General features: G+C 72.6%; 24 protein-coding genes. 17 read left to right on the plus strand and 7 right to left on the minus strand.

The window, feature by feature from the left end:
• Window position 1 precedes the first annotated feature (1 nt).
• Window positions 2–271, plus strand: a complete 270-nt coding sequence (locus AC3EU2_RS11520; RefSeq protein WP_488176437.1) for a hypothetical protein — start codon at window positions 2–4, stop codon at window positions 269–271.
• On the opposite strand, the gene AC3EU2_RS11525 is transcribed toward AC3EU2_RS11520, so the two are convergent.
• Entirely contained in the window at window positions 212–1,291 is a 1,080-nt protein-coding gene (locus AC3EU2_RS11525; RefSeq protein WP_488176438.1) for an SGNH/GDSL hydrolase family protein, read from the minus strand. The genes AC3EU2_RS11520 and AC3EU2_RS11525 overlap by 60 nt on opposite strands.
• A gap of 162 nt (window positions 1,292–1,453) precedes the next feature.
• On the opposite strand from AC3EU2_RS11525, the gene AC3EU2_RS11530 reads away from it, so the two are divergent.
• From AC3EU2_RS11530 to AC3EU2_RS11540, 3 genes are all read left to right on the plus strand, one after another.
• Window positions 1,454–2,830, plus strand: a complete 1,377-nt coding sequence (locus AC3EU2_RS11530) for a cystathionine beta-synthase (protein ID WP_488176439.1) — start codon at window positions 1,454–1,456, stop codon at window positions 2,828–2,830.
• Between the two features lie 72 nt (window positions 2,831–2,902).
• Window positions 2,903–4,936 carry an FAD-dependent oxidoreductase gene (locus AC3EU2_RS11535; RefSeq protein ID WP_488176440.1) on the plus strand — a complete coding sequence of 678 codons (2,034 nt, stop codon included), beginning with the start codon at window positions 2,903–2,905 and terminating at the stop codon, window positions 4,934–4,936.
• Window positions 4,937–5,017: 81 nt separating this feature from the next.
• Entirely contained in the window at window positions 5,018–5,299 is a 282-nt protein-coding gene (locus tag AC3EU2_RS11540; protein ID WP_488176441.1) for a hypothetical protein, read from the plus strand.
• 98 nt (window positions 5,300–5,397) lie between these two features.
• Here AC3EU2_RS11540 and AC3EU2_RS11545 read toward each other — a convergent pair whose 3' ends face one another.
• Both AC3EU2_RS11545 and msrA read right to left on the minus strand, forming a co-directional pair.
• The gene (locus AC3EU2_RS11545; RefSeq protein WP_488176442.1) at window positions 5,398–5,970 is read right to left on the minus strand and encodes a GNAT family N-acetyltransferase; all 573 of its coding nucleotides are present in this window, start codon (window positions 5,968–5,970) and stop codon (window positions 5,398–5,400) included.
• A gap of 51 nt (window positions 5,971–6,021) precedes the next feature.
• Complete coding sequence (gene msrA, locus AC3EU2_RS11550; protein ID WP_488176443.1) at window positions 6,022–6,714, minus strand: peptide-methionine (S)-S-oxide reductase MsrA; 693 nt, start codon at window positions 6,712–6,714, stop codon at window positions 6,022–6,024.
• Between the two features lie 171 nt (window positions 6,715–6,885).
• On the opposite strand from msrA, the gene AC3EU2_RS11555 reads away from it, so the two are divergent.
• Genes AC3EU2_RS11555 through ilvA form a run of 6 tightly spaced genes read left to right on the plus strand, consistent with a single transcriptional unit; the run spans window position 6,886 to window position 13,554 of the window.
• Window positions 6,886–7,893 carry a GNAT family N-acetyltransferase gene (locus AC3EU2_RS11555; protein ID WP_488176444.1) on the plus strand — a complete coding sequence of 336 codons (1,008 nt, stop codon included), beginning with the start codon at window positions 6,886–6,888 and terminating at the stop codon, window positions 7,891–7,893.
• 34 nt (window positions 7,894–7,927) lie between these two features.
• Window positions 7,928–9,115 (plus strand): cystathionine gamma-synthase, encoded by a 1,188-nt coding sequence (locus AC3EU2_RS11560; RefSeq protein WP_488176445.1) that lies wholly within the window; start codon window positions 7,928–7,930, stop codon window positions 9,113–9,115.
• Window position 9,116: 1 nt separating this feature from the next.
• A complete protein-coding gene (locus AC3EU2_RS11565) occupies window positions 9,117–10,445 on the plus strand; it encodes a glutamate mutase L (RefSeq protein ID WP_488176446.1) in 1,329 nt (442 codons plus the stop codon).
• Between the two features lie 34 nt (window positions 10,446–10,479).
• The gene (locus AC3EU2_RS11570) at window positions 10,480–11,454 is read left to right on the plus strand and encodes an ATP-binding cassette domain-containing protein (RefSeq protein WP_488176447.1); all 975 of its coding nucleotides are present in this window, start codon (window positions 10,480–10,482) and stop codon (window positions 11,452–11,454) included.
• Window positions 11,451–12,299 (plus strand): ABC transporter permease, encoded by an 849-nt coding sequence (locus AC3EU2_RS11575; RefSeq protein WP_488176448.1) that lies wholly within the window; start codon window positions 11,451–11,453, stop codon window positions 12,297–12,299. Before AC3EU2_RS11570 ends, AC3EU2_RS11575 begins: the two co-directional genes overlap by 4 nt.
• 25 nt (window positions 12,300–12,324) lie before the next feature.
• Window positions 12,325–13,554 carry a threonine ammonia-lyase gene (gene ilvA, locus AC3EU2_RS11580; protein ID WP_488176449.1) on the plus strand — a complete coding sequence of 410 codons (1,230 nt, stop codon included), beginning with the start codon at window positions 12,325–12,327 and terminating at the stop codon, window positions 13,552–13,554.
• 191 nt (window positions 13,555–13,745) lie between these two features.
• Here ilvA and greA read toward each other — a convergent pair whose 3' ends face one another.
• Window positions 13,746–14,234: a transcription elongation factor GreA gene (gene greA / locus AC3EU2_RS11585; RefSeq protein ID WP_488176450.1), complete on the minus strand. Its 489-nt coding sequence runs from the start codon at window positions 14,232–14,234 to the stop codon at window positions 13,746–13,748.
• A gap of 220 nt (window positions 14,235–14,454) precedes the next feature.
• Window positions 14,455–14,817, minus strand: a complete 363-nt coding sequence (locus AC3EU2_RS11590) for a DUF4307 domain-containing protein (RefSeq protein ID WP_488176451.1) — start codon at window positions 14,815–14,817, stop codon at window positions 14,455–14,457.
• A 112-nt stretch (window positions 14,818–14,929) separates the two neighbouring features.
• On the opposite strand from AC3EU2_RS11590, the gene mca reads away from it, so the two are divergent.
• A complete protein-coding gene (gene mca, locus AC3EU2_RS11595; protein WP_488176452.1) occupies window positions 14,930–15,871 on the plus strand; it encodes a mycothiol conjugate amidase Mca in 942 nt (313 codons plus the stop codon).
• Window positions 15,872–16,083: 212 nt separating this feature from the next.
• On the opposite strand, the gene trhA is transcribed toward mca, so the two are convergent.
• A complete protein-coding gene (trhA, locus tag AC3EU2_RS11600) occupies window positions 16,084–16,791 on the minus strand; it encodes a PAQR family membrane homeostasis protein TrhA (RefSeq protein ID WP_488176453.1) in 708 nt (235 codons plus the stop codon).
• A 91-nt stretch (window positions 16,792–16,882) separates the two neighbouring features.
• Between trhA and AC3EU2_RS11605 the strand changes: the two genes are divergently transcribed.
• The 3 genes from AC3EU2_RS11605 (at window position 16,883) to AC3EU2_RS11615 (ending at window position 20,314) form a co-directional block, all read left to right on the plus strand.
• Window positions 16,883–17,644 carry an isoprenyl transferase gene (locus tag AC3EU2_RS11605; RefSeq protein WP_488176454.1) on the plus strand — a complete coding sequence of 254 codons (762 nt, stop codon included), beginning with the start codon at window positions 16,883–16,885 and terminating at the stop codon, window positions 17,642–17,644.
• Between the two features lie 399 nt (window positions 17,645–18,043).
• A complete protein-coding gene (gene phoH2, locus AC3EU2_RS11610) occupies window positions 18,044–19,336 on the plus strand; it encodes an RNA 5'-3' helicase PhoH2 (protein ID WP_488179479.1) in 1,293 nt (430 codons plus the stop codon).
• A 201-nt stretch (window positions 19,337–19,537) separates the two neighbouring features.
• On the plus strand, window positions 19,538–20,314 hold the full coding sequence (locus tag AC3EU2_RS11615; RefSeq protein WP_488176455.1) for an aggregation-promoting factor C-terminal-like domain-containing protein: 777 nt from the start codon (window positions 19,538–19,540) through the stop codon (window positions 20,312–20,314).
• 74 nt (window positions 20,315–20,388) lie between these two features.
• On the opposite strand, the gene coaA is transcribed toward AC3EU2_RS11615, so the two are convergent.
• Entirely contained in the window at window positions 20,389–21,381 is a 993-nt protein-coding gene (coaA, locus tag AC3EU2_RS11620; protein ID WP_488176456.1) for a type I pantothenate kinase, read from the minus strand.
• A gap of 96 nt (window positions 21,382–21,477) precedes the next feature.
• On the opposite strand from coaA, the gene glmS reads away from it, so the two are divergent.
• From glmS to AC3EU2_RS11635, 3 genes are read left to right on the plus strand one after another with little or no spacing between them, the layout of a single operon-like run.
• A complete protein-coding gene (gene glmS / locus AC3EU2_RS11625; RefSeq protein WP_488176457.1) occupies window positions 21,478–23,337 on the plus strand; it encodes a glutamine--fructose-6-phosphate transaminase (isomerizing) in 1,860 nt (619 codons plus the stop codon).
• 10 nt (window positions 23,338–23,347) lie between these two features.
• Window positions 23,348–23,698 carry a holo-ACP synthase gene (locus AC3EU2_RS11630; protein WP_488176458.1) on the plus strand — a complete coding sequence of 117 codons (351 nt, stop codon included), beginning with the start codon at window positions 23,348–23,350 and terminating at the stop codon, window positions 23,696–23,698.
• Between the two features lie 30 nt (window positions 23,699–23,728).
• The gene (locus tag AC3EU2_RS11635) at window positions 23,729–25,204 is read left to right on the plus strand and encodes a bifunctional ADP-dependent NAD(P)H-hydrate dehydratase/NAD(P)H-hydrate epimerase (RefSeq protein WP_488176459.1); all 1,476 of its coding nucleotides are present in this window, start codon (window positions 23,729–23,731) and stop codon (window positions 25,202–25,204) included.
• The last annotated feature ends 29 nt before the right edge of the window (window positions 25,205–25,233 follow it).

Below are 25,233 nucleotides of genomic sequence, written 5' to 3' on the forward strand. Positions count from 1 at the left end.
GATGAACCGCTTGCCCGATGACGTCTCTCGGGAGCTCGAGCGCGTGGTCCGCAGGTGGCGTGAGCTGCCCGTGGACCACGCGCTCGCCGCGTCCGGGGCCGTGCGCGACGTCGTGCAGGACCTCGCCGACGCCACGGCCCGTCAGCCGGTGCCGGAGCTCGGCACCGCCGTGCTCATCGACCAGCTCCGCGTCCTCGTGTGGGACGCGGCCTCAGCGGGGGTGCCCGAGCTCGCCACCCGGCTCGGTGAGCTGCGGCGTCGGCTCCCCTGAGGGGTCCGGCTCGGGGTCCACGGCTGCGGCCACGACGTCCGGCCGGCGGCGGAGCAGCACCGCCCAGCGTCCGCGCGGGCCACGGGCCTGCCCGCCGACCTCGGTGGGGGCCACCTCGGTCCCGGCGTCCCTGACGGCCTGGCCAGCGGCGATGGCCACCGGACCGACGCCCTCGCCGCGGCGGGCCTCCGGGGCGCGGTCGGTCGTGTCCTGGCCCCAGACGCCGAGGGCTGCGCACACCGACGGCAGCAGCGCCGCAGCGGCTCTCGCGTAGCCCGCGGCCGAGGGGTGGAAGCGGTCCTCGCTGAACATCGTCGCAGGGGAGGCGGCGAACTCCTTGCCGAGCAGGTCACCGAGGGAGACGGTGCGACCGCCCGCCTCGACGACGGCGATCGTCTGTGCGGCGGCGAGGTCGCGGCTCCACCGTCGCGCGAGCAGGCGCAAGGGCTGGGCCAGGGGCTCGATCGTGCCGAGGTCCGGACAGGTGCCGACGACGACCTCGCTCCCGAGGGAGCGGATCCGCCGCACGGTGAGCTCGAGGTGGCGCACGGCGGTCGGTCGGTCGATGCGGTGGGTGACGTCGTTGGCGCCGACCATGATGACGACGACGTCGGGACGGATGACCGACTCGAGACCCTCGGCGAGCTGCCGCTCGAGGTCGCTCGACTCGGCGCCGACGACAGCGGCGTTGGTGAGGTGCACCCGCCGGCCCATGAGGGCGCTGACACCGTTGGCGATGATGCCGCCCACCGTCTGGTGCGGCTGGACCGCACCCATGCCCGCGGCGCTGGAGTCGCCGAGCACGAGCAGCTCGACCGGCTCACCGGGACCCGCGCCGTAGGTTCCCTCGTCGTCGGGCGAGGTGTCGAACGGCCGGCCGACGGTGCGGCGGGCCAGCAGCGCCTCCGTCTTGATGACGCCGTAGCCGACCGCGCCGAGCGCAGCGCTCGCGGCCGCCAGGCCCCCGCCGCCGTAGGCGGCCGTGGCGGCGATCTTGCGTGCCCGTCGCGCGCGTCCCATGTCTCCTCGTCGACCTCGTGGTGCCTTCTCCCACGCTAACGCGCCGGGAGGTCAGGGGTGTTCCATCCCCGGAAACGGGAGGTCGACGCCTGGGGGACGGGCCGGCATACGCCGTGGGTCCTCCGGTGCGGGGTGGTTCGCGAGGGATGGGAGAATGGCGCCATGAAGTATGCCGAGCACATCGTCGACCTCGTGGGCAACACCCCACTCGTCAAGCTGAACTCCGTCACCGACGGGATCGCCGCGACCGTCCTCGCGAAGGTCGAGTACATGAACCCCGGTGGCTCGGTGAAGGACCGGATCGCCGTCAAGATGGTCGAGGCGGCCGAGGCCTCCGGGGCCCTCAAGCCGGGCGGCACCATCGTCGAGCCGACGAGCGGCAACACCGGTGTCGGCCTCGCGCTCGTCGCGCAGCGCAAGGGCTACCACTGCATCTTCGTGTGCCCCGACAAGGTGAGCGAGGACAAGCGCAACGTCCTCAAGGCCTACGGCGCCGAGGTCGTCGTGTGCCCGACCGCCGTGGCGCCGGACCACCCCGACTCGTACTACTCCACCTCGGACCGCCTCGTGCGCGAGACCGAGGGCGCCTGGAAGCCGGACCAGTACTCCAACCCGGGCGGCCCGGCGAGCCACTACGAGACCACCGGTCCCGAGATCTGGCGCGACACCGACGGCGAGCTCACCCACTTCGTCACGGGCATCGGCACCGGCGGCACGATCACCGGCACCGGCCGCTACCTGCGCGAGCAGAGCGAGACCCGCGCCGGCGGCCGCGTCCAGATCGTCGGCGCCGACCCCGAGGGCTCGGTCTACTCCGGCGGCTCCGGCCGCCCCTACCTCGTCGAGGGCGTCGGCGAGGACTTCTGGCCGGCCGCCTACGACCCGAAGGTCGTCGACCGCATCGTCGCCGTCTCGGACGCGGACTCGTTCGACATGACCCGTCGGCTCGCCCGTGAGGAGGGCCTGCTCGTCGGGGGCTCCTGCGGCATGGCGGTCGTCGCGGCCCTCGAGGTCGCCAAGGACCTTCCCGCCGAGGCGGTCGTCGTCGTCCTCCTGCCGGACTCGGGGCGCGGCTACATGTCCAAGATCTTCAGCGACGAGTGGATGAGCTCCTACGGCTTCATGCACTCCGATGCCGCCACGACCGTCGGCGACGTCCTGCACGCGAAGTCCGGCGACATGCCGGCCCTCGTGCACACGCACCCGGGTGAGACCATCCGCGACGCCATCGAGATCCTGCGCGAGTACGGCGTCTCCCAGATGCCCGTCGTCAAGGCCGAGCCGCCCGTCATGACCGGTGAGGTCGCCGGAGCCGTGAGCGAGCGTGACCTCCTCGAGCTGCTCTTCGTCGGCAAGGCGACGCTGCACGACTCGGTCGAGAAGCACATGGGCAAGGGCCTGCCGCTCGTCGGCGCCGGCGAGCCCGTGGCGACCGCGCGGCACGAGCTCGAGACCGCCGACGCCGTGCTCGTCATCGAGGATGGCAAGCCGGTCGGCGTCCTCACCCGCGCCGACCTCCTGGGCCACCTCGTCGACTGACCGGTCCCACCGAGAGCGAGAACACACCCGCACGGGCTCACGCCCGTGCGGGTGTTTCCCTACTCTCGAGTAGTGACTGCCTACCCGCACCTCCTCGCACCGCTCGACCTCGGTCACCTGACCCTGCCGAACCGGGTCGTCATGGGGTCGATGCACACCGGGCTCGAGGACCGGGCGCGTGACTTCCCCAAGCTCGCGGCGTTCTTCGCGGAGCGGGCGCGAGGCGGCGCCGGGCTCATCATCACCGGCGGGTTCGCGCCCAACATCGAGGGCACCCTCCTGCCGCTCGCCTCCAAGCTGACGACCCGACGCGAGGCCCGCCAGCACCGGGTGCTCACCGACGCGGTCCACGGAGCCGGGGGCCGGGTGGCCCTGCAGCTGCTGCACGCCGGCCGCTACGCGTACACCCCGTGGTGCGTCGCCCCGTCGGCGATCAAGAGCCCGATCTCGAAGTTCCGCCCGCGGGCCCTCTCCGCGCGCGGCGTCGAGCGGACCCTGGACGCCTTCGTGCGCTCGGCCCGGCTCGCGCGCGAGGCCGGCTACGACGGGGTCGAGCTCATGGGCTCCGAGGGCTACCTCGTCAACCAGTTCCTCGCGCCGCGCACGAACCACCGCACCGACGCCTGGGGCGGCACCCCGGAGAAGCGGCGGCGCTTCGCCGTCGAGGCCGTCCGCCGCATCCGCGAGGAGGTGGGCGAGGACTTCCTCGTCATCTACCGCATCTCGACCGTGGACCTCGTGCCGGACGGGCAGACCTGGGACGAGGTCGCCGCGCTCGCCCGTGAGGTCGAGGCCGCCGGCGCCTCGGTGCTCAACCTCGGGATCGGCTGGCACGAGGCGCGCGTCCCGACGATCGTCACCTCCGTGCCCCGCGCGGCCTTCGCCTCGTATGCCGCCCGCCTCAAGTCCGAGACCTCCCTCCCCGTCATCGCGACCAACCGGATCAACATGCCCGAGGTCGCGGAGTCGATCCTCGGCGCCGGTGACGCGGACCTCGTCTCGCTGGCCCGCCCGTTCCTCGCCGACCCCGACTGGGTCCGCAAGGCGGCGGAGTCACGCGCCGACGAGATCAACACCTGCATCGCCTGCAACCAGGCCTGCCTCGATCACACCTTCAGGAAGCAGCGGGCCACGTGCCTGCTCAACCCGCGCGCGGCATACGAGACCGAGCTCGTCCTCGGGCCGACCCGCCGCGCGCGCCGGGTCGCCGTGGTGGGAGCCGGACCGGCGGGCCTCGCGTGCGCGACCGCCCTGGCCGAGCGCGGTCACTCCGTCGACCTGTTCGAGGCGCGCGACGACATCGGCGGGCAGTTCGCCATCGCCCTGCGCATCCCCGGCAAGGAGGAGTTCTCCGAGTCGGTGCGCTACTTCCGCCGCCGGATCGAGGTGACCGGCGTGCGGCTGCACGTCGGCCACCGGGTCACCGCCGACGAGCTGCGCGAGGGCGGGTTCGACGAGGTCGTCGTCGCGACCGGCGTCGAGCCCCGCGTGCCGTCCATCCCCGGCGTGGACCACCCGAGCGTCATGACCTACGCCGAGCTCGTCCGCGGCGAGCGCGAACCCGGTCCGCGGGTCGCCGTCATCGGCGCCGGCGGGATCGGGGTGGACATCAGCGAGTTCCTCACCGCCCAGCCGTCGGCGACCCTCGACCTCGACCTGTGGCGGGCCGAGTGGGGCGTCGGCGACCCCGCGCTCACGCGCGGTGGGCTCACCGCCGCGGTCGTCGAGACGCCGAAGCACGAGGTCGTCCTCCTCCAGCGCAAGGCGACGGGGATCGGCAAGGGGCTGGGCAAGACGACCGGCTGGGTGCACCGGGCCGCCCTCAAGGCCAAGGGCGTCGAGCAGGTGACGGGGGTGTCCTACGACCTCATCGACGACGCCGGCGTGCACGTGTCGTTCGGGGACGCCGACGGAGCGCCGCCGCCGCGGGTCATCGAGGTCGACAGCGTCGTGCTCTGCGCCGGCCAGGAGTCGGTCCGCACGTTGGCCGACGAGCTGGCACCGGCCGGCATCCCCGTGCACGTCATCGGTGGGGCGGACGTGGCCGCGGAGGTCGACGCCAAGCGCGCCATCCGGCAGGGCACGGAGCTCGCGGCGCGCCTCTGACCGGGCGTCGGCTGCACCGACCCCGGATTGGGCGGGGCCTGCGACCCGGTGGGCCGTCGTTGCCGTGCCACGCTGTCAGCCATGACTGGTTGGTGGTGGTTCGTCGTCGTCCTCGCCGTCGCGGGGGCCGTGCTGCTCGGCGTCGGGTTCGTCCTCATGCGCCGGGCCCGGCCCACCGCAGAGATCACCGGCGGCTTCGGCGGCCCCGCCGGGAGCTCCGACGTCGGTCACCACCCCTCGTTCGACCCGCCGGGTCCGGCCGACCACTGGAAGGTCGGCGCGTCGCTGCGGATCGCCGGGTTCGCCTGCCTCGCCACCGCCGCCGTCCTCGGCCTCGCCCTCACCGTCGCCCAGGCCCTCTGACGCGGGGCAGGCTCCCTGGCGTGGCACGAGTCGGGGGGTCCTCGACGAGTCGGGGCGCGCTGAGGCCCCGACTCGTCACACGGGCCCCGACCGGTGGGTCAGGACACCCAGTCGGTCTCGAGCACGGCCAGGTGGTGGACGTCGACCCACTCGCCGTCGAAGAGGAGCGCCTCGCGCCCGGTGCCCTCGTGGACGAAGCCGACCTTCTCGTACACGTGCCGCGCCCGCGGGTTGAAGGCGTAGACCTCGAGCGTGACCCGGTGCAGCCCGAGCACACGGAACCCGTGGTCGACGACGAGCCGCGTCGCCTCCGTCCCCAGCCCGCGGCCCCGCCCGGCCGCACCGACGAGGATGCGGAACCAGCAGGACCGGTTGCCCTCGTCCCAGCCCGCGAGCACGACCTCGCCGACGAGCGCCCCGCTGGCCCGGTCGATGACGGCGAGCACGATCCGGTCGTCGGCCACGGCCCAGCGCCCGTAGACCTCACGCAGCTCGTCGAGGGGGAGCGTCGGCGGCGCCTCGGTGCTCGAGTGCACCGACCCGGTGAGCCGCGCGATCTCGTCGTCACCGCGGACGATGGCGTCGACGAGGTCGGCGTCCTCGGCCCGGATGGGCCGCAGGGTGACGAGCTCGCCCTCCAGCGTGGGCTTGGTGGTGAAGTCGGCGGTCACGATGGGCACTGTGCCACGCGAGGTGCGTGACGGCATCCGGGCCGCTCCCGGTCAGGCGGGCGGGAGGACGTCGGTCTGCGCGGGCAGGTTCGCGACGCCGACGGGGCAGGTGAGGCCGTTCGGGCCGTGGTTGCAGTAGCCGTTGGGGTTCTTGTGGAGGTACTGCTGGTGGTAGTCCTCGGCGTACCAGAACGGGCCGGCGTCCTCGGCCGACGCGAGCTGGGTCGTGATCTCCCCGGCGCCGACGCGGGTCAGCTCACCTTGGAACGCCTCGAGGGTCGCTCTCGCGGCCGCCTCCTGCTCCGGCGTGGTCCAGTAGATCGCGGAGCGGTATGCCGTGCCGACGTCGTTGCCCTGACGGTTGCCCTGGGTGGGGTCGTGGTTCTCCCAGAAGGCCTTGAGGAGCAGCTCGGGCGAGGTGCGGGTCGGGTCGTACGCGACGAGGACGGCCTCGGCGTGCCCGGTGCGGCCGGTGCAGGTCTCCTCGTAGGTCGGGTTCGGCGTGAAGCCGCCCGTGTAGCCGGCGGCGGTCGTCACGACGCCGGGCAGCTGCCAGAAGATCCGCTCGGCCCCCCAGAAGCAACCCATCGCCACGTGGAGGACCTCGGTGCCGTCCGGCCACGGGCCCTCGAGCGGCGTGCCGAGCACCTCGTGGGTCGTCGGGACCGTGAACGGGCGGGTCGCGCGGCCGGGCAGCGCATCGGCCGCGGTGGGCAGGGTGGTCTTGGCGCGTGAACCGAACATGGGGCACTCCTGGTGGCGCGGCAGCGGGGGGTTTCTGTTGGTTTAACGCTCGACCGCGCTCGTTGTTCCTCGCCTCGTGTGCCCCAGCGCGACCCTGGGCTCGCGCTGGGGCACACGAGGCCGGGTGAATTTCGGTGGCCGGACCCGCCCGCGCCGAGGACCATGGCGACCATGGCCACCCGCATCGTCCCTGTCACCACGCTCGACCCCGCGCACGCGGAGCTCGCCCTGTCGTGGCACGACGTGTTCGTCGTCAGCGCGGTCGCGTCGATGGGTGACGACCACGACACCTGGTCGTGGGCGTCGCGTCGCGCTCGCGAGGCGTCCACGAACATGGACCGGCGCTACGTCGCCGCCGTCGACGACGCGGGCCGGGTCGTCGGCTCCGCCGAGCTGACGATGCCGCTGCGGGACAACCTCACCCTGGCGCTCACCGACCTCGCCGTCCTGCCCGACCACCGACGCAGAGGCACCGGAACCGCGCTCCTCGCGCACGTCGTGCGCACCGCGAGCGACGCCGGCCGCACCTCGCTCGTCACCGAGTCGTCGTCCCCGGACGCCGGCACCGACCCGGGGGAGGCGTTCCTGCTCCGGCACGGCTTCGAGGTGGCCCAGGCGAACCTCCGCAACGACCTCGACCTCGACGTCACGGCTCACGCCCACGCCCACGGGAGCGCCCCCGACCCGACCGGCTACGTCATCGAGACCTCGACCGACGACACCCGCGACGAGTGGCTCGAGGACCGCGCCCACCTCCAGTCCCGGATGAGCACCGACGCCCCGGTCGGCGACCTCGCCTTCGAGGAGGAGCACTGGGACGTCGAGCGGCTCCGGGACCACCGCGAGACGACGCGGCGGAGCGGCCGACGGGCCATCGAGTCCGTCGCGCGCCATGTCGCGACCGGGCGGCTCGTGGCGTTCACCCAGCTGCAGGTGCCCGCGGAGGCGCCCGAGATGGCCTACCAGCAGGACACGCTCGTCCTGCGCGAGCACCGGGGTCACGGGCTCGGCCTCGCGCTCAAGGCGGCCGCCATGGCGGCGCTCGTCGTCGAGCTGCCGCGGGTGCGCACCGTCCGCACCTGGAACGCGACGACGAACGCGCCGATGATCGCCGTCAACGGGGCACTGGGGTACCGCCCCACCGCCTTCCTGCGGGAGTGGCAGCGACGGCTCGCCTGACGCGGCGGCGAGCACGCGGCATACCCTGTCGTCCATGACTGACCAGACCCTCGGCTTCTCCACCCGCGCCCTCCATGCCGGTCAGGATCCGGACCCGACGACGGGCGCCGTCGTCACCCCGATCTACCAGACCTCGACTTACAAGCAGGACGGGATCGGCGGCTTCCGGAACGGCTACGAGTACAGCCGCAGCGCCAACCCCACGCGCACGGCCCTCGAGACCGGGTTCGCCGCGCTCGAGGGGGGTGAGCGCGGCTTCGCGTTCGCCTCGGGGCTCGCCGCCGAGGACACCGTCCTGCGCGCGCTGCTCAGCCCCGGGGACCACGTCGTCGTGCCCTCGGACGCGTACGGCGGCACCTACCGCCTCTTCAACACGGTCCTCAGCCACTGGGGCGTCGAGCACTCGATCGCCGCGATCGCCGACAACGACGCCGTGCGCGCCGCGATCCAGCCCGGCCGGACCCGGGTCGTGTGGGTCGAGACCCCGACGAACCCGATGCTCGGCATCGCCGACATCGAGGCGCTCGCCGCGATCGCCCACGAGGCCGGTGCCCTGCTCGTCGCCGACAACACCTTCGCGTCGCCCTACCTCCAGCAGCCGCTCGCCCTCGGCGCCGACATCGTCCTGCACTCGACGACCAAGTACTGCGGCGGGCACTCCGACGTCGTCGGTGGTGCGGTCGTCGTCGGCAACGGTGTCACCGTGCCGTGGTTCGACGGCGAGTCGGCGAGTGACCGCGTCGCCTTCCACCAGAACTCGATGGGTGCCGTCGCCGGGCCGTTCGACTCGTGGATCGTGCAGCGCGGGCTCAAGACGCTCGCGATCCGGATGGAGCGCCACAGCGACAACGCCGAGAAGATCGTCGAGTTCCTCCAGGGCCACGACGGGGTCACCGCCGTGCACTACCCGGGACTGCCCGACCACCCCGGCCACGAGGTCGCCAGGCGCCAGATGCGGCGCTTCGGCGGGATGGTCGCGTTCCGCGTCAAGGGTGGCGAGGACGTCGCCGTCAAGGTGTGCGCGGAGACCGAGATCTGGACCCTGGGCGAGTCGCTCGGCGGCGTCGAGTCGCTCATCGAGCACCCGGGTCGGATGACCCACGCGTCCGTCGCGGGCACCGAGCTCGAGGTCCCCTCCGACCTCATCCGACTGTCCGTCGGCATCGAGGACGTCGAGGACCTCATCGCCGACCTGAAGCAGGCGCTCGACCGCCTCACCTGACGTGTCGCTCGCCCTCTGTGTCGACGTCGGGTCGACCTTCACCAAGGCCGTCGTCGTCGACCTCGCGGACGGCGGCCTCGTCGGCGCCGCGTCGTCGCCGACGACGGTCGAGACGGACGTCATGGATGGCGTCGACGCGGTGTGCCGTGAGCTCGGCGTGCACGGACCTGTCGCCGAGACGCTCGTCTGCTCCTCCGCCGGGGGTGGGCTCCGCATCGCGGTGGTGGGCTACGAGCGGGAGGTGACCGCCGAGGCCGGGCACCGGGTCGCGCTGTCGGCGGGCGGGCGTGTGGTCCACGTGTCCTCCGGCCTCCTCGACGGCGCCGGGGTGCGCGCGCTGCGGGCCGCCTCCCCGGACCTCGTCCTGCTCGTCGGCGGCACCGACGGGGGCAACTCGGACGTGCTGCGGCACAACGCCGCTCGACTCGCGGCGGCCCGGGTCGCGATGCCCGTCGTCGTCGCGGGCAACGCCGAGGCGGCCGACGACGTGTCCCGGGAGCTGGCCCGCACCGGGCGCCGCCACGTCGTGACGAGCAACGTGCTGCCGCGCATCGGGGTGATCGCCCCCTCGGCGGCGCGGTCGGCGATCCGTGAGGTCTTCCTCGAGCACGTCATCGGGGGCAAGGGGCTGTCCCGCGGGCGCGGCTTCACGGAGCTCGTGCGGGCGCCGACGCCGGACGCGGTGCTGCGCGGTGTGGAGCTGCTCGCCGACGTCCGTGGCGAGGACGTCCTCGTCATCGACATCGGCGGCGCCACCACGGACGTGTACTCGGTGCTGCGGCCGCAGGGCGAGGACGCCCGGATCGAGCGCGACGTCGCCGGGTCCCTCTGGCACGAACGGACCGTCGAGGCCGACCTCGGGATGCGCTGGAACGCCCTCGGCATCGTCGAGGCCGCCTCCCGTGAGGGTCTCGGGCTCGGCGACGACACCCGCGCGTATGCCGTACACGTCGCCTCCGTGCCTTCGCACCAGGCCACCACCGACCAGGAGTGGGCCCACGAGGCGGCGCTGGCCCGGGTGGCCGCCCTCGTCGCGGCCAGGCGGCACGGCCGGACGCGCGCGTCGGGGGACCGCCCACGCCCGCTGGCCGACGTGGGGCTGCTCCTCGGCTCCGGCGGGGTCTTCCGCCACGGCCCGCCCGCCCTGGGCAACGACGTCCTCACCGCGGTGCTCGCCGACCACGGGGGAGGGTGGACGCTCCCGGCGGCGGCAGCGCACGGTGAGGACACGGCATACGTGCTCTTCGCGTGTGGTCTGCTCGCCGACCGTCACCCCGACGCCGCACGGGCCCTCGCGGCCACGCTCGCACCGGATCGGGAAAAGGCGTAGGTCGCTGTCGGAGGTCGGAACTACGCTCGAACCCATGAGTCCACACACCGCTCCTGTCATCGAGGCCGTGGGCCTGGTCAAGAGGTTCGGCGACTTCACCGCCGTCGACGACGTGAGCTTCGAGGTCCCCAAGGGGTCGGTCTTCGGGCTCCTCGGGCCCAACGGCGCCGGGAAGACGACGATCGTCCGGATGATGACCACGCTGGCCATCCCGACGAGGGGGTCGGCCCGGGTGGCCGGCCACGACGTCGTCACGGAGCCCGAGGCGGTGCGCGCCAGCATGGGCCTCACCGCCCAGAGCGCGACGGTCGACGACCTGCTCACCGGCCGCGAGAACCTCCGCCTCATCGGCGACCTCTACGGCCTGCCCCGCAAGGTGGTCCGTTCGCGCGCGGACGAGCTGCTCGAGCGGTTCTCGCTCGACGAGTCCGGAGACAAGGTCGTCAAGGACTACTCCGGCGGCATGAGGCGCCGGATCGACCTCGCCGTGAGCCTCATCGCCGCGCCCGCCGTGCTCTTCCTCGACGAGCCCACCACCGGCCTCGACCCGCGCAGCCGCGTCGAGCTGTGGGAGGTGCTCCGCGGGCTGGTGCGCGACGGGACGACCCTGCTGCTCACGACCCAGTACCTCGACGAGGCCGACCAGCTCGCCGACAACATCGTCGTCATCGATCACGGGCGGATCATCGCGCAGGGGACCCCGCTCGAGCTCAAGGACCAGTCGGGCGCCGCCAGCCTCGTCGTCACCGTGTCGCGCCACGACCAGGTCCAGCAGGCCGCCGCGCTCCTCCGTGACGTCGTCGGCGACATCCACGTCGACGCCGACGCCCGCAAGCTCACCGCACCCAGCGGCGACGTGGCGGCGCTCGCGAGCATCGCCGGCCGGCTCGACGAGGCCGGCATCGACGTCGACGACCTGGGCATGCAGCGACCCAGCCTCGACGACGTGTTCCTCGCCCTCACCGGGCACAAGGCAGAAGAGACCACCAACGAGGAGGTGTCGGCATGAGTGCCGTCACGCAGGCCGCCGTGCTCGACCGGACGGCTCCCCGCCCGAGCGGAGCGGGCCAGGTGCGCCAGATCCTCACGCTCGTCCGGCGCAACCTCACCCACATCAAGCGCCAGCCCGAGATGCTCACCGACGTCACCATCCAGCCGGTGATGTTCGTGCTGCTCTTCGCCTACGTCTTCGGGGGCTCGATCAACGTGCCCGGCGTCGACTACAAGCCGTGGCTGCTGCCCGGGATCATGGCGCAGACGATCGCGTTCAGCGCCTTCATCGTCGCCATCGGCCTCAACACCGACATCGGCAAGGGGATGGTCGACCGGCTGCGCTCCCTCCCGATCCGGCGCTCCTCCATCCTCGTGTCGCGCAGCATCGCCGCGCTCATCCACTCGATGATCGGCGTCGCCGTCATGTCGGTCACCGGGCTGTTCATCGGCTGGCGCGTGGGGGAGGGGGTGCTCAAGGGGCTCCTCGGCTACGGGCTGCTGCTCCTCTTCGGGTTCGCGATGATCTGGATCGGCATCCTCGTCGGCTCGGCCATGCGCTCGGTCGAGGCCGTCAACGGGCTGATGTTCACGACGATCTTCCCCATCACCTTCCTCTCCAACGCCTTCGCCCGCACCGACGTCATGCCGTCGTGGCTCCGCACCATGGCCGAGTGGAACCCGATCAGCGCGTTGACCCAGGCGCTTCGGGACAACTGGGGCGTCGCCGGTGCCGCCGTGCGCGCCGACGCGCCGTGGCCGCTGCAGAACCCCGAGCTGGCGACGATCATCTGGTCGCTGGCGATCACGGCCGTCATCGCGCCCCTCGCGCTGCGGGCCTTCAACAACCGCACGACGGACTGAGCCCGCCCGGGGATACCCTCGCGCCATGACCCCCACATCGTCGACGGTGACGGTGGCCGAGATCCGCGCCGCCGCCGACCTGCTCTCGACCGTCATCGCCCCGACCCCGATGGAGTTCAACCGCGGACTGTCCGAGCGGGTCGGCGCCGACGTCTTCCTCAAGTGCGAGAACCTCCAGCGGGCCGGGTCCTTCAAGATCCGTGGCGCCTACACGCGCATGTCGCGGCTCACGGCGGAGGAAAAGGCCCGCGGAGTCGTCGCCGCCAGCGCCGGCAACCACGCCCAGGGCGTCGCGCTGGCGGGCCAGATGCTCGGGATCGACGTCAAGGTCTACATGCCGGTGCGGGCGCCGATGCCCAAGGTCCAGGCGACGATGGCCTACGGCGCCGAGATCGTGCAGGTCGGGCAGACCCTCGACGAGAGCCTCGTCCACGCGCGGGCGTGGGCGCAAGAGAGCGGGGCGGTGCTCATCCACCCGTTCGACCACCACGACATCGTCGCCGGGCAGGGAACCTGCGGCCTCGAGATCCTCGAGCAGTGCCCCGACGTCAGGACCGTCGTCGTCGGCCTCGGGGGCGGCGGGCTGCTCGCAGGCATCGCGATCGCGCTGCGGGAGCTCAAGCCCGACGTCCGCATCATCGGGGTGCAGGCCGAGCAGGCCGCGGCCTACCCGGCCTCGCTCGCCGCCGGCCACCCGCTCGCGGCCGAGCGGATGTCCACGATGGCCGACGGCATCGCGGTGGGGCTGCCGGGGGACGTGACCTTCCCGGTGGTTCGCGACCTCGTCGACAGCGTTGAGACCGTGAGCGAGGGCGGCATGTCGCGCGCCCTGCTCTTCCTGCTCGAGCGCGCCAAGCTCGTCGTCGAGCCCGCGGGCGCCTCGGCCGTCGGCTGGCTGCTCGAGAACGCCGAGGTCGAGAAGGTCGACGGCCCGGTCGTCGCCGTCCTGTCCGGCGGCAACATCGACCCGCTCCTCATGCTGCGGATCATCCGGCACGGCATGGTGGCGGCGGGTCGCTACCTGCAGTTCGCGGTCCGCGTCCCGGACACCCCCGGCTCCCTGGCCGGCATCCTCGCGGACTGCGCGGGGGTCGACGCCAACATCCTCGAGATCGAGCACATTCGCACCGGGCCGCAGATCAACGTCGACGAGGTCGAGATCGCGCTGCGGCTCGAGACCCGCGGCCCCGAGCACTGCACCCGGGTCCTCGACGCGATGCGCGCCAAGGGCTACACCGTCATCGAGTCCCCCTGAGCCACCCGCCCCCCGCGCCGCCCGCCCCCTGACGTTGCGGGAGGCCCTGTTGTTGCGTCAGCGTCAACGGTTGCTCTAACGACCCTTGGCGCTGACGTTGCGGGAGGGGTGGGGGTGGGGCCGGGGGCGTTGGGAACGCACGACGTGCCGCCCCCGAGTCGGGGGCGGCACGTCGTCGGGGGGTGTCGGGGTCAGCTGGTGTAGGGCTTGGCCGACACGATCGTGACGTCGATCTTCTTGCCGTTCGGGGCCGAGTAGCTCGCCGACTCGCCGGCCTTCTTGCCGTTGACGGCCGAGCCGATCGGGGACTGCTCGCTGTAGACCTGCAGCTCGGGGTCGGCGATCTCGCGCGACCCGAGGAGGAAGGTCTCCTTCTCGCCGAACATCTCGACGGTGACGACCATGCCGGGCTCGACGACGCCGTCGTCCGCCGGGGTCTCGCCGATGACGGCGTTCTCGAGCAGCTGGGTCAGCTGGCGGATGCGGGCCTCCATCTTGCCCTGCTCCTCGCGGGCCGCGTGGTAGCCACCGTTCTCCTTGAGGTCGCCTTCTTCGCGGGCGGCCTCGATCTTGGCGACGATGTCGGCACGACCGGGGCCGGAGAGCTGCTCGAGCTCGGCCTTGAGGCGGTCGAACGCCTCCTGGGTCAGGTAGCTCGCCTTGACGACGGTCTCGCTCACTGAAGTTCACTCCTTGGGTGCCCCTGACCGGGCGACGAGCGCCGCTGGGCCAAGGCTTGGTGGTCCTACGTGAAAGGGCCCGGGGCCGGAACCGTGCTGGTCCTGTGGCCCCAGACCCGCTGGTGCAAACACCCAGTATAGCCAGCTTGCCGGAGGGCCCGGTCCGCTTTGCCCGTCCAGCGGACCGCGGGAGCCGACCACACTGCGGTCGCGGCGGGCCTCAGGGGGTGCGCACGCACGAGGCGACGACGCCGGTCACGGCCCGCGCGCTCGTGCGGACCCGCACCTCCCGGTGGACCGAGCGCGCCCCCGCCGGCACGTCGTCGGTCACCGTGCCGACGCGTGCGTGCCGCACGTCCTGGGCCTCGACGGTGCAGCGGACCGCGACGCCGTCGGGCCGGTGGACGTCGTAGCCGACCGTGATCTCGGAGTCGGAGACGACCTTGTAGGTCGTGACGTCCGCCCCCAGCGCGTTGGCCGAGGCCAGCCCGAACCACACGATGACCGCCACGGCCGCGGTGATGCCGACTCCGCCGACGACCCACCAACGGGTCGTGCCGGGGGCGGGGCGGGGCAGGGGCACGGACGGTCCTCGGGTCGGTCGACAGGGTTGGCGCGAGGTCCGAACCCGGAGTGCGAAGATGGAACGAGTCCATTGTCGCCTGTGCGGCCCACCGATCGCGAAGGACCCTCCCGTGGCAGAACGCCTGCGCCTCATGTGTGTGCACGCGCACCCCGACGACGAGTCCAGCAAGGGCGCGGCCGTCATGGCGAAGTACGTCGACGAGGGTCATGACGTCCTCGTCGTCTCGTGCACCGGCGGCGAGCGCGGGGACGTGCTCAACCCCCAGCTCGCCGACGACCCGCACATCATCCGCGACCTCGCCCAGGTGCGCCGCGACGAGATGAAGCGGGCCCAGGAGATCCTCGGCGTCCAGCACACGTGGCTCGGGTTCGTCGACTCCGGGCTGCCGGAGGGTGACCCGCTCCCGGCGCTGCCCGACGGGTGCTTCGCCCTCGAGCCCCTCGAGGTGACGACGGAGGCCCTCGTCCGCGAGATCCGCCGCTTCCGCCCCCACGTCATGACGACGTACGACGAGAACGGCGGCTACCCGCACCCCGACCACATCATGTGCCACGACGTGTCGATGGCCGCGTTCGAGGCGGCCGGCGACCCGACGGCATACCCGTCGGCGGGGGAGCCGTGGCAGCCGCTCAAGGTCTACTACAACCAGACCTTCAGCCGGGGCCGTGTCGTCGCCTTCCACGAGGCGCTCACCGCACTCGGTGAGGAGAGCCCGTATGCCGCGTGGCTCGAGAACTGGCCCCCGGAGCGGGAGCGTCTGGTCACCACGCGGGTGAGGTGCGACGAGTGGTTCGACCGCCGGGACGCGGCACTGCTCGCCCACGCGACGCAGATCGACCCCGACGGCAACTTCTTCAAGGTCTCCCGGGAGGAGCAGGCGCGGGTCTGGCCGTGGGAGGACTACGAGGCCGGCCTGTCCTACGTCCCCATCGCCGACGGCGAGGAGGACCTCTTCGCCGGTCTGCCGAGCGACGTGGCGCAGGCCGACGCCCTCGCGACCTCGGGCACCCTCACCCTCGCCCACGACGGACGCAAGGAGCGCACCGCATGATCGCCGCACTTCTGCCACTCTCGCCCAGCCCCAGCCCGAGCCCGGCCGCGGACCTCACGCCGAGCCAGCAGGCGGCACCGGGGCTGTGGGCGTTCCTCGCCTTCGTCTTCCTCGCCATCTCGCTGTGGCTGCTCATGCGCAACATGAACGCCCGGCTGCGGCGGATGTCCTACCGCCAGAAGGCCGCCGAGGCAGCCGCGGCGGCGGGCGAGTCAGACGCGGTCGTAGAGCGCGATCGACGCGGCGATGTAGTGGGTGACGAAGGCCAGGATCGTCAGGGTGTGAAAGATCTCGTGGAACCCGAACCACCGCGGGGACGGGTTGGGGCGCTTGATCCCGTAGACGACCGCGCCGACGGTGTAGAGGATGCCCCCGGCGACGACGAGGCTCACGACCGTGGTCCCGGCGTGACGGAGCAGCGGCCCGAGGAAGAACACCGCGACTGAGCCCAGGGCGACGTACACCGGCACGTAGAGCCAGCGGGGCGCGTGGACCCACAGCAGCCTGAAGGCGACGCCGAGCAGAGCCCCGCCCCAGACGATCGCGAGCAGCGTGCGCATCTGGTTCGTCGGCAGCAGCAGTGCGAAGGGCGTGTAGCTGCCGGCGATGACGAGGAAGATGTTGGAGTGGTCGATCCGCTTGAGGGCGGTGCCCCACCGGGGTGACCAGTCGCCGCGGTGGTAGACGGCCGACATCGCGAAGAGGAGGACGGCGGTCACCGTGAAGACCGCGGCCGCGGCGCGCGCCTCGACCGTGTCGCCGAGGACGACGAGGACGAGGCCGCCGATGAAGGCGATCGGCGCCATGGCGAGGTGCAGCCACCCGCGCAGCTTGGGCTTGACGGCCTCGAGGACGGCGTCGACCCGCTCCTCGATGGCGTCGATCGCCTCGAGGGTGCGGGGTTCGCCTCGTCTGCTCATGATGGGGACCACGATACCTACGTTTGCGTAGGTTCGGAGCCAGGAGAAGTGCCCTCCGTCGCCGGCCGGGACCCAGCGGTACGGTGACGGCATGGCGCTCAGCGATGTCCTCTACACGGCATACGAGCGCCGTCTGGCCAAGCAGCTCGGGCCCGAGAGCGTCCCGCGCCACGTCGGCGTCATGCTCGACGGGAACCGGCGGTGGGCCAAGGCGCGCGGCGCCGGGACGAGCGAGGGCCACCAGGCGGGCGCCGACAACATCGCCAACCTGCTCGGGTGGTGCGAGGAGGTCGGCGTCGAGCTCGTCACCCTCTGGCTGCTCTCCACCGACAACCTGGCCCGTGAGGAGAGCGAGCTCGCGCCGCTGCTCGCGATCATCGAGCGGGCGGTCGACGCGCTCGCCGACACCGGCCGGTGGCGGCTGCACACCGTGGGGGCCCTCTCGCTGCTCCCGCCGGGGACGCGCGACCGGCTCGAGGCCGCGGTGGCCCGCACCAGCGCCGTCGACGGGATGCTCGTCAACATCGCGGTCGGCTACGGCGGGCGCCGCGAGATCGCCGACGCCGTGCGCTCGCTGCTGCTCGAGCACGCCGACCGGGGGACGACGATCGAGGAGCTCGCCGAGCTGCTCGACGTGGAGCACATCGCCGAGCACCTCTACACGAGGGGCCAGCCCGACCCCGACCTCGTCATCCGCACCTCGGGGGAGCAGCGGCTGGGGGGCTTCCTCCTGTGGCAGAGCGCCCACTCGGAGTTCTACTTCTGCGAGGCCTACTGGCCCGACTTCCGCAAGGTGGACTTCCTGCGGGCGCTGCGCGCATACGGCGAGCGGCACCGGCGCTTCGGTTCCTGAGCGAGCCACGACGGTCGCATCCGTCACACCAGTCACCCCCGTCACACCCGTCCCGCTCGTCGGGCGAAACACTGCGAGAAGGCCACCGACACGCCGGGTCGCGTCCACCCACCCGGCCGCGGCCCGGTCGTAGCGTCGGGCTCAGCGCGTCACCCTGATGCGCTACGGGAGGCCCATCGCATGGAGCACCACGCTCCGGAGGAGGGACCCACCCGGCTCCCTGCTCGTGGCAGTGGGCCGAACGGGATCCACACCTTCGAGTCAGCGCACCGCTGAGCGTGCGCGCCTAGGAGCCCCACCGTGGCCACGACCTCGCGATCCACCGCTTCCGCCCCGTCCACGACTGCCGGGAGCCCCCGGCAGTCCACGCGCGAGAGCGCCACGGTCGCCGAGCCGGCGATGCTCACGTACGTCCTCGACACCTCGGTCCTGCTCTCGGACCCGCGCGCCATCTTCCGGTTCAAGGAGCACGAGGTCGTGCTGCCCGTGGTCGTCATCACCGAGCTCGAGGCCAAGCGCCACCACCCCGAGCTCGGGTTCTTCGCCCGGACCGCACTGCGCCTGCTCGACGACCTGCGGATCTCGGCCGGTCGCCTCGACGCGCCGGTGCCGGTGGGTGACGACGGGGGCACGCTGCGGGTCGAGCTCAACCACACCGACCCGTCGTCGCTGCCGGCGGGCTTCCGCCTCGGCGACAACGACACCCGCATCCTGTCCGTCGCGCGCAACCTCGCCGACGAGGGGCGGCTCGTGACGATCGTCAGCAAGGACCTGCCGATGCGGGTCAAGGCGTCCGCCTGCGGGATGGAGGCGCAGGAGTACCGCGCCGAGCTCGCCGTCGACTCCGGCTGGACGGGGATGGACGAGGTCGAGGTGACCACCGAGGAGATGGACCACCTCTACGAGTACGGGCGGCTCGAGCACCTCGCCGCCGCGGAGATGCCCTGCCACACCGGGCTCAAGCTGCTCTCGCCGCGCGGGAGCGGCCTGGGCCGGGTCGGCGCCGACAAGCAGGTCCGCCTCGTCAAGGGCGACCGCGACGCCTTCGGGCTGCACGGCCGCAGTGCCGAGCAGCGGATCGCCCTCGACCTCCTGCTCGACCCCGACATCGGCATCGTCAGCCTCGGCGGGCGGGCCGGCACCGGCAAGTCGGCGCTCGCCCTGTGCGCAGGCCTCGAGGCGGTCATGGAGCGGCGCCAGCAGCGCCGGGTCGTCGTCTTCCGCCCGCTCTACGCCGTCGGTGGCCAGGAGCTGGGCTACCTGCCCGGGTCCGAGTCGGAGAAGATGAACCCGTGGGGGCAGGCCGTCTTCGACACGCTCTCGGCGCTCGTCTCCCGTGAGGTCGTCGAGGAGGTCCTCGACCGCGGCATGCTCGAGGTCCTGCCGCTGACCCACATCCGCGGGCGCTCGCTCCACGACGCGTTCGTCATCGTCGACGAGGCCCAGTCGCTCGAGCGCAACGTCCTCCTCACGGTCCTCTCCCGGATCGGCCAGAACTCCAAGGTCGTCATGACCCACGACGTCGCCCAGCGCGACAACCTCCGGGTCGGCCGGCACGACGGCGTCGCCGCGGTCATCGAGAAGCTCAAGGGCCACCCGCTCTTCGCCCACGTCACGCTGACCCGCAGCGAGCGCAGCCCGATCGCGGCGCTCGTCACCGACCTGCTCGAGTCCGAGCACGGGGACCTCTGAGCCGCCGCCGCCCCTCCTGACCAGCAGGTATGCCGTCCGCCCCGTCCGGTGCGGACGGCATACCTCCGTCGTGGGTCACCTCAGGGGCGCCTCCCGGTTTGGCTCTCGGGGGCCGGTCGCGTAGATTAGGTCTCGATTTGGTAACGCAGCCCGACTGCTTCGTCAGTTGGGCTGTTCTGCGTCCGGGAAGGGACACGTCACATGAGCAGCAGGTACCGCGGTCAGCACCGTGGGCGCCACGCGCGCCCATCCGAGCGAACCCTCACCCGCGCCATCCGCGTCGCCCGGCGCCCGGCTGTGACCGCCGGCCTCGCGCTGGCCCTCGTCGGCACCGGAGCGGTCGGGGTCAGCGCCAACGACGCCGTCGCCGACACCGAGCCCTTCACGCTGAGCGCCTCGGCCATCGCGCAGGCCGCCCGGTCCGCCCACGAGAGCGTCAGCGACAGCACCCGCATCTCGCAGGAGCGTGCCGGGGTGAACTCGCAGAAGGCCGCGCAGAGCGCCAAGGCCCAGGCCGAAGCCGCCGCGAAGGCCAAGGCGAAGGCCGCCGCCGACGCCGCCGCCGCCAAGGCCGCCCAGGCGCGCACCGCCGCCCTCACCAAGGCCCGTGCCGCCGCCGCCCAGAAGGTCGCTCGCGACAAGGCCCGCACCTCCGCGGTCGCCGCGGCGCAGGCCGACCCGCGCTCGGCTGCCAAGGCCATGCTGGCCGACCACGGCTGGGGCGAGAGCCAGTGGCGGTGCCTCAACCTCCTGTGGGAGGGCGAGAGCGCGTGGAAGCACACGGCGGAGAACTCGTCCTCGGGTGCCTACGGCATCCCGCAGAGCCTTCCCGCCAGCAAGATGGCGAAGTTCGGCGCCGACTACCGCACCAACCCGATCACCCAGATCACCTGGGGCCTCTGGTACATCGAGGAGTCCTACGGCAGCCCCTGCGGCGCGTGGGAGTTCTGGAACAACCGCTACCCGCACTGGTACTGAGCGGTCGGTCCACCGCGGTCCGAGCCTGCTCGGCGGAGCCTGCTCGTCAGCGCCTGATCGTCGGAGCCCCCTCCTCAGAGACGGCGCAGGCGGATGCCGGTGACCTTGTGGTCGCCGCCCTTGGTGAGCACGAGGGTCGCGCGGTCGCGGGTCGGCAGGACGTTCTTGACGAGGTTCGGCTCGTTGATCCGCTCCCAGATCCCCCCGGCCGTCTCGCGGGCCTCGTCGTCGGTGAGCGCCGCGTAGCGGTGGAAGTAGGAGTCCGGGTCGGCGAAGGCCGTCTCGCGCAGCCGGAGGAACCGCTCGACGTACCAGGTGCGCAGCTGGTCGACCGGCGCGTCGACGTAGACCGAGAAGTCAAAGTAGTCCGAGAGCACCTGGCGGGTGCTGCGGTCCGACCGCACCGTCGCCGGCTGGAGGACGTTGAGCCCCTCGACGATGAGCACGTCGGGCTGGTCGACGACGATCTCCGCGCCCGGCACGATGTCGTAGGTGAGGTGCGAGTACACCGGAGCCGAGACCTTCGGCACCCCCGACTTGACGTCGGCCACGAAGCGCAGGAGCCCGCGACGGTCGTAGGACTCGGGGAAGCCCTTGCGCTGCAGCAGCCCACGTGACTCGAGGTGGGCGTTGGGCCACAGGAAGCCGTCGGTGGTGATGAGGTCGACCCGGGGGGTCTGCGGCCAGCGGCGCAGCAGCTCGCGCAGGACCCGCGCCGTCGTGGACTTGCCCACCGCCACGGAACCCGCGACCCCGATGACGAACGGGACCTTGGCCGGGCGCTCCCCGAGGAAGTCGGTCGTGACGCGGTGCAGCCCGGCGGTGGCGTTGACGTAGAAGGCGAGCAGCCGGGACAGCGGGAGGTAGACCTGCTCGACCTCGTGCAGGTCGACGCGGTCGCCCAGACCGGTGACCCGGGCGACGTCGTCGGGGGTGAGGCTCAGCGGCTGGTCGTCGCGTCGGGCCGCCCACGCCTCGCGCGTGAAGTCGAGGTAGGGCGACGGCAGCGGCGCCGTCGACTCCGGCCCGGGGGCGGGAGCTGCGGGTGTGACAGACACGCGCGCCATTGTGGCGCACGCGACGGCGGGCGGACGGCATACGCCGTCCCGGGCGCGCGGTCCGGCAGTTCGGGGTGGGGCGGGCGAGCCACTACGCTGGCGGCCATGTGTGGAATCGTCGGATATGTCGGCACGACCATGGACGCCCGCGCCGAGGGCGTCGTCATGGAAGGCCTCGCGCGCCTCGAGTACCGCGGCTACGACTCGGCCGGCATCGCCATGGTCACCGAGGACGGCGTCGAGTCGGAGAAGCGCGCCGGCAAGCTCGAGAACCTGCGTGGCGCCCTCGAGTCCAGCCCGCTCAGCCCGTCCCGGACGGCCATCGGCCACACCCGCTGGGCCACCCACGGCGGCCCGACCGACGGCAACGCCCACCCGCACCACGGCGGCAACGACGACAAGCTCGCGCTGATCCACAACGGGATCATCGAGAACTTCCACTCCCTCAAGAAGGAGCTCCTCGCCGAGGGCGTGGACTTCCGCAGCGAGACCGACACCGAGGTCGCGGCCAAGCTCGTCGGGCGCGCCTTCGACGAGACCGGCGACCTCACGTCGGCGATGCGCCAGGTGGTGAACCGGCTCGAGGGCGCCTTCACGCTCCTCGCCGTGCACTCCGACCAGCCCGGCGTCGTCGTCGGCGCGCGTCGCAACAGCCCGCTCGTCGTCGGCCTCGGCGAGGGCGAGAACTTCCTCGGCTCCGACGTCGCGGCCTTCATCGGCTACACCCGCCACGCCCTCGAGCTCGGTCAGGACCAGATCGTCACGATCACCCCGGACAGCCACGAGGTCATCGGCTTCGACGGCAGCCCCGCCGAGGGCAAGGCCTACGAGGTCACCTGGGACGCCGCCGCCGCGGAGAAGGGCGGCTACGCGACCTTCATGGAGAAGGAGATCTTCGACCAGCCGCACGCCGTGGGCGACACCCTCCTCGGCCGCACCGACGAGAGCGGCCGGCTCGTGCTCGACGAGCTCCGCATCAGCGAGGAGCAGCTCGGCAACGTCGACCGCATCACCGTCGTCGCGTGCGGCACCGCCGCCTACGCCGGGATGGTCGCCAAGTACGCCATCGAGCACTGGACCCGCATCCCCGTCGAGGTGTGCCTCGCCCACGAGTTCCGCTACAGCGACCCCATCGTCAACGAGCGCAGCCTCGTCGTCTCGATCAGCCAGTCCGGCGAGACCATGGACACGCTCATGGCGGTCAAGCACGCCCGCGAGCTCGGCGCCCTGACGATCTCGGTGTGCAACACGCACGGCTCGACGATCCCGCGGGAGTCCGACGCGGTCCTCTACACCCACGCCGGCCCCGAGATCGCCGTCGCCTCGACCAAGGCCTTCCTCGCGCAGATCACCGCGTGCTACGTCCTCGGGCTCTACCTCGCGCAGCTGCGCGGCGGTGCGTTCGCCGACGACGCCCAGGCCGTGATGAAGGAGCTGCACGAGGTCCCCGCCAAGATCGAGGACCTCCTCGGCACGATGGACCGGGTCCAGGAGATCGCGCGGTTCATGGCCGACACCCGTTCGGTGCTCTTCCTCGGCCGCAACGTCGGCTTCCCGGTGGCCATGGAGGGCGCGCTCAAGCTCAAGGAGCTCGCCTACATCCACGCCGAGGGGTTCGCCGCGGGCGAGCTCAAGCACGGCCCGATCGCGCTCATCGAGCCGGGCCTGCCCGTCTTCGTCGTCGTGCCCGGCCCGGACAGCCCGCACGGCCTGCACAAGAAGGTCGTCTCCAACATCCAGGAGATCCGCGCCCGCGGGGCCCGCACCATCGTCATCGCGCAGGAGGGCGACGAGGACGTCGTGCCCTTCGCCGACGAGGTCATCCGCGTCCCGCGGACCTCGCCGCTGCTCCAGCCGCTGCTCACGGTCGTCCCGCTGCAGGTCTTCGCCCTGCACCTCTCGACCGCCAAGGGCCTCGACGTCGACCAGCCGAGGAACCTCGCCAAGAGCGTCACCGTCGAGTGATGACCGACCGATGATCGTCGGGACGGGGATCGACGTCGTCGACATCGCGCGCTTCGCGGAGACGCTGGAGCGCACGCCGGGCCTGCGCACGCGCCTGTTCACCGAGGTCGAGCGCGGCCTGCCGATGCGTTCGCTCGCGGCCCGCTTCGCGGCCAAGGAGGCGCTGGCCAAGGCGCTGGGCGCCCCCGTCGGCCTGCACTGGACCGACGCGACGATCGAGCGCGGCGAGGACGGCCGCCCCCACGTCGTCATGCGGGGCACCGTCGCCGCCCGGGCCGAGGCGCTCGGTGTGCGCACCGTGCACGTCTCGCTGTCCCACGACGCGGGCATCGCCTCCGCCGTCGTCATCGCCGAGTCCTGACCCACCCGTCGTCGTCGGAGGAGAATGACCGTGATCGAGGCCTGGTCCGCGCATGACGTGTATGCCGCCGAGGCTGCCCTCGCGGACGAGCTCGCCTCCGGGGAGCTCATGGCCCGAGCCGTCCGGGGCCTCGCCGAGGTCGTGGCGGCGCGGGTGGACCAGCTGGGCGCCGAGACCGTCGTGGCCCTCGTCGGCGCCGGCAACAACGGCGCGGACGCCCTGTATGCCGTGGCGCGCCTCGCCGAGGCCGGCGTCAGCTGTGCGGCGGCCCTCGACCCCGAGCACGTCCACGCGGGCGCGCTGGAGGCGGCGCGGGCCGCCGGCGTGGTCATCGTCTCCGGCGCCGAGGCGCTCGAGGACGTCGCCGAGGCCGACATCGTCCTCGACGGCATCGTCGGTCTCGGTGGACGGCCGGGGCTGCCGTCGGCGTCGGCGGCCTGGGTCGCCGCCATCCCCGACGACGCCCACGTCATCGCCGTGGACCTGCCCTCGGGCCAGGCCGCCGACGGCACCGGCTTCGACCCCGACGGGGTGCTCGCCGACGAGACGGTGACCTTCTCGGTGGCCAAGCCCGTGCACCTCCTGCCGCCCACGGAGCAGGCGTGCGGCCTGCTCACCGTCGTCGACATCGGGTTGGCCTTCGAGCGCCCGCCGGCCGTCGTGCGACTCACCTTCGACGACGTGGTCGACCTGTGGCCGGTGCCCGGTCCCGAGGACGACAAGTACTCCCGGGGGGTCGTCGGCGTCGTCGCCGGCGGTGAGGCGTTCTCGGGTGCGGCGGTGCTGGCCGTCACGGCGGCGGTCGAGGCCGGTGCGGGCATGGTCCGCTACGTCGGCACGCCCACATCCACGGGACTCGTCCGGGCCGCCGTCCCCGAGGCGGTCCACGCCGAGGGTCGGGTCCAGGCGTGGGTCGTCGGACCCGGGCTCGACGTCGACGCCACTGACGACGATGCGCCGGCGCAGCTCGACGTCGCCCGGCGGGCGCTCGCCTCGCGTGAGCCCGTGCTCGTCGACGCCGGTGGGCTCGACCTCGTCGACGACGACGTCATCGCGGCCCGCCGGGGGCGGGCCACGCTCCTCACGCCGCACGCCGGCGAGCTCGCCACGCTGCTCACCCGCCTCGGCGGTCTGGACGCGACGGTCGAGCGCGCCGCCGTCGAGGCCGAGCCGCTGCGCCACGCCCGGGCCCTGGCCGAGCGCACCGGAGCGACGGTGCTGCTCAAGGGGTCGACGACGCTCGTCGTCCCCGCCGACCCGGGGGCCCCGGTGCGGTCGCAGGCCGACGCCCCGCCGTGGCTGGCGACGGCGGGAGCGGGCGACGTCCTCGCGGGTCTCATCGGCACGCTGCTCGCCGCAGGGCTCGACCCCGCCGACGCCGGCGCCCTCGGCGCCCTCGTCCACGGCGTGGCCGCCGACCGGGTGAGCGCGGGAGGCCCCGTGCGGGCGCTCCGGGTCGCCCACGGCATACCGGACACGGTCGCCCACCTCCTCACCCGCCACTGACCCACCCGCAACGTCAGCGTCAACGGTTG

The organism is Knoellia sp. B-D-2, from assembly GCF_057714695.1.

What these genes read in the sequence shown, in the direction of transcription:
- AC3EU2_RS11520 (WP_488176437.1), top strand. Translation starts at nt 2, where the DNA reads ATGAACCGCTTGCCCGATGACGTCTCTCGGGAGCTCGAGCGCGTGGTC.
- AC3EU2_RS11525 (WP_488176438.1), bottom strand. Translation starts at nt 1,291, where the DNA reads ATGGGACGCGCGCGACGGGCACGCAAGATCGCCGCCACGGCCGCCTAC.
- AC3EU2_RS11530 (WP_488176439.1), top strand. Translation starts at nt 1,454, where the DNA reads ATGAAGTATGCCGAGCACATCGTCGACCTCGTGGGCAACACCCCACTC.
- AC3EU2_RS11540 (WP_488176441.1), top strand. Translation starts at nt 5,018, where the DNA reads ATGACTGGTTGGTGGTGGTTCGTCGTCGTCCTCGCCGTCGCGGGGGCC.
- msrA (WP_488176443.1), bottom strand. Translation starts at nt 6,714, where the DNA reads ATGTTCGGTTCACGCGCCAAGACCACCCTGCCCACCGCGGCCGATGCG.
- AC3EU2_RS11555 (WP_488176444.1), top strand. Translation starts at nt 6,886, where the DNA reads ATGGCCACCCGCATCGTCCCTGTCACCACGCTCGACCCCGCGCACGCG.
- AC3EU2_RS11560 (WP_488176445.1), top strand. Translation starts at nt 7,928, where the DNA reads ATGACTGACCAGACCCTCGGCTTCTCCACCCGCGCCCTCCATGCCGGT.
- AC3EU2_RS11570 (WP_488176447.1), top strand. Translation starts at nt 10,480, where the DNA reads ATGAGTCCACACACCGCTCCTGTCATCGAGGCCGTGGGCCTGGTCAAG.
- AC3EU2_RS11575 (WP_488176448.1), top strand. Translation starts at nt 11,451, where the DNA reads ATGAGTGCCGTCACGCAGGCCGCCGTGCTCGACCGGACGGCTCCCCGC.
- ilvA (WP_488176449.1), top strand. Translation starts at nt 12,325, where the DNA reads ATGACCCCCACATCGTCGACGGTGACGGTGGCCGAGATCCGCGCCGCC.
- trhA (WP_488176453.1), bottom strand. Translation starts at nt 16,791, where the DNA reads ATGAGCAGACGAGGCGAACCCCGCACCCTCGAGGCGATCGACGCCATC.
- AC3EU2_RS11605 (WP_488176454.1), top strand. Translation starts at nt 16,883, where the DNA reads ATGGCGCTCAGCGATGTCCTCTACACGGCATACGAGCGCCGTCTGGCC.
- phoH2 (WP_488179479.1), top strand. Translation starts at nt 18,044, where the DNA reads ATGCTCACGTACGTCCTCGACACCTCGGTCCTGCTCTCGGACCCGCGC.
- AC3EU2_RS11615 (WP_488176455.1), top strand. Translation starts at nt 19,538, where the DNA reads ATGAGCAGCAGGTACCGCGGTCAGCACCGTGGGCGCCACGCGCGCCCA.
- coaA (WP_488176456.1), bottom strand. Translation starts at nt 21,381, where the DNA reads ATGGCGCGCGTGTCTGTCACACCCGCAGCTCCCGCCCCCGGGCCGGAG.
- glmS (WP_488176457.1), top strand. Translation starts at nt 21,478, where the DNA reads ATGTGTGGAATCGTCGGATATGTCGGCACGACCATGGACGCCCGCGCC.
- AC3EU2_RS11630 (WP_488176458.1), top strand. Translation starts at nt 23,348, where the DNA reads ATGATCGTCGGGACGGGGATCGACGTCGTCGACATCGCGCGCTTCGCG.